At 58.6% G+C, this 3,666-nt stretch carries 4 protein-coding genes; 2 read left to right on the top strand and 2 right to left on the bottom strand.

Translation table 11 applies throughout. The features are described 5' to 3' along the window. Together rpmA and AC6FTP_RS26115 are read left to right on the top strand one after the other, a co-directional pair. Nucleotides 1–245, top strand: a 245-nt coding sequence (gene rpmA, locus AC6FTP_RS26120; RefSeq protein WP_497209831.1) for a 50S ribosomal protein L27, incomplete at its 5' end; no start/stop codon positions are given. A gap of 65 nt (nt 246–310) precedes the next feature. Continuing rightward, the gene (locus AC6FTP_RS26115) at nt 311–1,045 is read left to right on the top strand and encodes a pseudouridine synthase (protein ID WP_497209830.1); all 735 of its coding nucleotides are present in this window, start codon (nt 311–313) and stop codon (nt 1,043–1,045) included. Between the two features lie 14 nt (nt 1,046–1,059). Here the strand turns inward: AC6FTP_RS26115 and AC6FTP_RS26110 are convergent, their stop codons facing one another. Both AC6FTP_RS26110 and AC6FTP_RS26105 read right to left on the bottom strand, forming a co-directional pair. Further along, nucleotides 1,060–2,331: a c-type cytochrome domain-containing protein gene (locus AC6FTP_RS26110; protein WP_497209832.1), complete on the bottom strand. Its 1,272-nt coding sequence runs from the start codon at nt 2,329–2,331 to the stop codon at nt 1,060–1,062. Between the two features lie 153 nt (nt 2,332–2,484). Continuing rightward, the coding region (locus tag AC6FTP_RS26105; protein ID WP_497209829.1) for a PEP-CTERM sorting domain-containing protein at nt 2,485–3,666 on the bottom strand (1,182 nt) is incomplete at its 5' end.

Genomic DNA, 3,666 nt, shown 5'->3' with positions numbered 1-3,666 from the left:
AAGGTCAAGGTTCCGTCAAAAACGGTCGCGATAGCAACAGCAAGCGTCTCGGCGTGAAAAAGTATGGTGGTGAAGTCGTCATCGCCGGAAACATCATCATCCGCCAGCGTGGCACGAAGTGGACCCCTGGTCGCAACGTCGGCATCGGCAGAGACCACACCATCTTCTCCCTCGTGGAAGGACGTGTGCGCTTCGACCAGGATGGCCGCCGCGTGAACGTGGACGGAGCCGCCCTCGAGGCTTAATTCGCTTCTCAGTTCTACACTTTCTAGGCGGACTCGTGACCCGAGTCCGCCTTTTTCATGTTCCTATGCCTCCCGCCTCTGACCAACCCCGCACCGGACTCGCCCGAGCCCTTTCAAAGCTTGGCTTCTGCTCACGCAGCCAGGCTGGACTGCTGATCAAGACAGGCAAAGTCACCCTCAACGGCCAGCTTTGCCGTGACCCCGAAAAGCCGGTGCAGATCGACCGGGATCAGATTTCCGTGGAAGGCAAACCCGTCGGTTTCATCAAGCATGTCTATCTCATGCTGAACAAACCACGCGGCCTCGTCACCACGACAAGCGATGAAAAGGGACGCGATACCGTCTTTTCCTGCTTTGAAGGCCACGCACTTCCGCATCTTTCACCCGTGGGTCGGCTAGACAAAGCCAGCGAGGGTCTCCTGCTCTTCACCAACGACAACGCTTGGGCCAATGCCATCACCGATCCGGCGACGCATGTGCCCAAGACCTACCATGTGCAGGTAAGCGCACTCGCGGATGACAGCCTCCTCGCGAAACTGCGCAGGAGCGTGGAAGATGAGGGCGAGAGACTGAAATTGCAGACCGTAAGCTTGCTGCGTCAGGGTGAAAAGAACTCCTGGCTGGAAATCACCCTCGACGAAGGCCGCAACCGCCACATCCGCCGAGTGCTGGAGGCCCACGGCCTCGAAGTCATGCGACTCGTGCGCGTGGACATCGGCGGCCTGAAGCTGGGAGCATTGGCGAAAGGAACCTGGCGGAATCTCTCCTCGGTAGAAGTGCGCACACTGACAGGTGGGTGAGCCCATCTCGCCGATCACCAACCGGGACTCGCCATGAACTTCGCCACCTCGCGGATGACCTGCGCCGGCTTGCCATCCCGCTCCACGCTGCTGACGCCGATGACCCTCACCTGACCATCGTGGCAGGCTGTGATGATGCGACGCTGCTCGGGTTTGCCACTGATGAGCACCGCGTTCACACGATCGTCGTGGCGGGTGAGCTGGTCTTTCCCTTTCCTGGACTTCGCATCCATCGTCGTCACCAATCCATTCCCCAGCACGGCAAGCGGCGTTTCGCTCTGGAGAAAGCCGAGTCCCAGGACTTGAGTTCGACCACCGGGGCGGAGTGTCGTGTCTTTGATGCCTTCGCCATTAAGTTTGCAGCGCCTCACCTCGCCGTCGGCACCGCCGGTGATGAGTTGTGTGCCATCGAGAGAAAAAGCGACACTAAGCACCTGCACCTCCTGCTCCGTGAAGGTGCCTTCGACCGTACCGGTTTTCACATCGAAGACCTTCACCGTGCGATCCCGGCTGGCGGAGGCCACGTGCTTTCCATCCGCACTCATGGCCAGAGCTAAGACCCAGTCCGCGTGCGCTTCGAGATCCCACAGCGGCTGGCCTTCCGGCAAAGCAAAGGCGCGCACATGATTGTCCGCACCGCCCGTCACCAGCACGCTGCCATCTGGCGTCGTCCCCGCGCAGAGCGCACAGTCACGGAGTTGGACGAGTCGCTTGCGTTCGGAAGGCTTCACGAAATTCACCAGCCAGACTTCTCCGCTGCGTCCCGGTGTGCCTGCGGCCACCGCGAGCCATGGCCCGCCTTTAACAAAGCTCAGCCCGAGAATGCGCTCCGGCATTCCTGCAACTCGGGCGCGAGGCTTTCCCGTCTCGGGGTCCCAGGCCAGCAACTCATGAAAGCCACTGGTCACGAGCACCGTGCCATCGCCATTCAGGGTCATCGCCGTCACAGGGATCGGACATGGGTATTTCTCAGGAATCTGAATCACTTTTTCCGGCAGTAGCGAGGCCAGTGAGTCCTTCGCGTCTTTGCCATCGAACTTTGCACCCTCGGTGATCCACTGGCGGATCAGTGCTGTTTCCTTTTCAGGCAGTGCATCCGCCTTCTTCGGCATCCGATCATTCTCCTCGTGAGTCGCGATGAGTTCGAAGATTTCACTCTGTTCCGGTCTGCCGGGCGAGATGGGTGCCTCGTCACTGTCACCGGCTTTGAGGAACGGCTTAAAGGTATCGAGCCGATAACCACCCTTCGCCTTCTGATCTCGATGACATTCCAGACATTGGTCCACCAACAAGGGAGCAATTTGGCCGGAAAAGGAAACAGGGGCCGAATGAGCCACCTGAGAGCTGATGCATACGCAGAAAAGAAAGAACCTCACTGACGAGAAAACGCCCGTGAGGTTCCAGATTGGCAGTAAAAATCAACGATCTCAGCAGAGTCCTTAATTTCTGCGGCGGCGGAGGAATAGACCCAGAAGTCCCAGAAGCAGAAGCATCGCTCGTGATGGCTCAGGAACGACTGCGATGGAAACTATCCCCGTGCTATAAATCGCTGAAACATCCCATCCAAGGCCAAACGTCGAAAGATCTGGCAGGTTAGAGAAATTTCCGATGGGGCCACCGGAGAGATTCGAGAAGGTCCCTGTTGGGGTCAGACCTGCCCAATCGATCAACTGCCAGGAGGAACCTGCAGCCCAACCGCTGGAGACTGAAGTCGTAATCTCAAAGACGGAGGCAGCGCCGAGCGCGACCATTGCGCCATTGGAGTTGCCAGTGAGGAGGAGGCGGTCTGCTGTTGAGATGCCATTCGTCGTGCCAGAGCTTTCGCCAGAGAACAGATCAAAGGTCAGTAGACTATTGATGGTGAGAGAGGCGGCATTGGTGGCGATGGTCAACGTCTGGCCTGCGACTGGAGATGTTCCACCGACTTGAAGTGTGCCATTGACGGTGACTGCATTACCACTGCCAGGAGTGATGCTACCGGTGCCTCCCAAGACGGTGCTTGCAAGGGTGCTCACAGCACCAGAACCTGTCGCTGAACCCGTGGTGTTGGTAGCAAGGAGTGTGCCCTGAGTCAGCGTGGTGCCACCTGTGTAAAGATTGCCGTTGCCGAGGCTCAAGGAGCCAGCGGTGGTCTTGTTGAGCAGGCCACCGCCATTCAATTCGGCGAGGCCGGACAGTGCGCCGGATTGTGCGGCAAAGGTGATGGTCTGCGCAGAGGCACCAATGCTGTTGCCATTCAAGTCGAGGGTCGCGCCATTGAGGGTGACCGTCGCATTCTCAGTGCCGGCACCACCTGTGCGGACAATATTGCCAGTCACTTCGACGGTTCCGCCTGTAAGGGTGATGTCTGAGGTCACTGTCCGTCCGGCGCTGGCGTTGGCCATGTTGATGGCAGTGCCGCTGCCAGTGCCAATATTCACAGTGCCACCTGTGATGTTAATGTCAGCCTCCACCGTTCCACCTGAGCTGGTGTTCACGGCCATGTTGATAGAGCCAATGGTCGTGACGGGGGTTCCAGGAGCAACACTGTCACCAAGGTTGACGACGGCCGTAGCGCCACCCGTGCCAGTGCTCGTGCGGCTAGCCATATTCAAAGTCGTGATGTCGAGCGTACCTTGATC

Source organism: Prosthecobacter sp., assembly GCF_044378005.1.
Lineage (GTDB): Bacteria > Verrucomicrobiota > Verrucomicrobiia > Verrucomicrobiales > Verrucomicrobiaceae > Prosthecobacter.
This window is presented reverse-complemented; position numbering and strand designations above follow the sequence as displayed.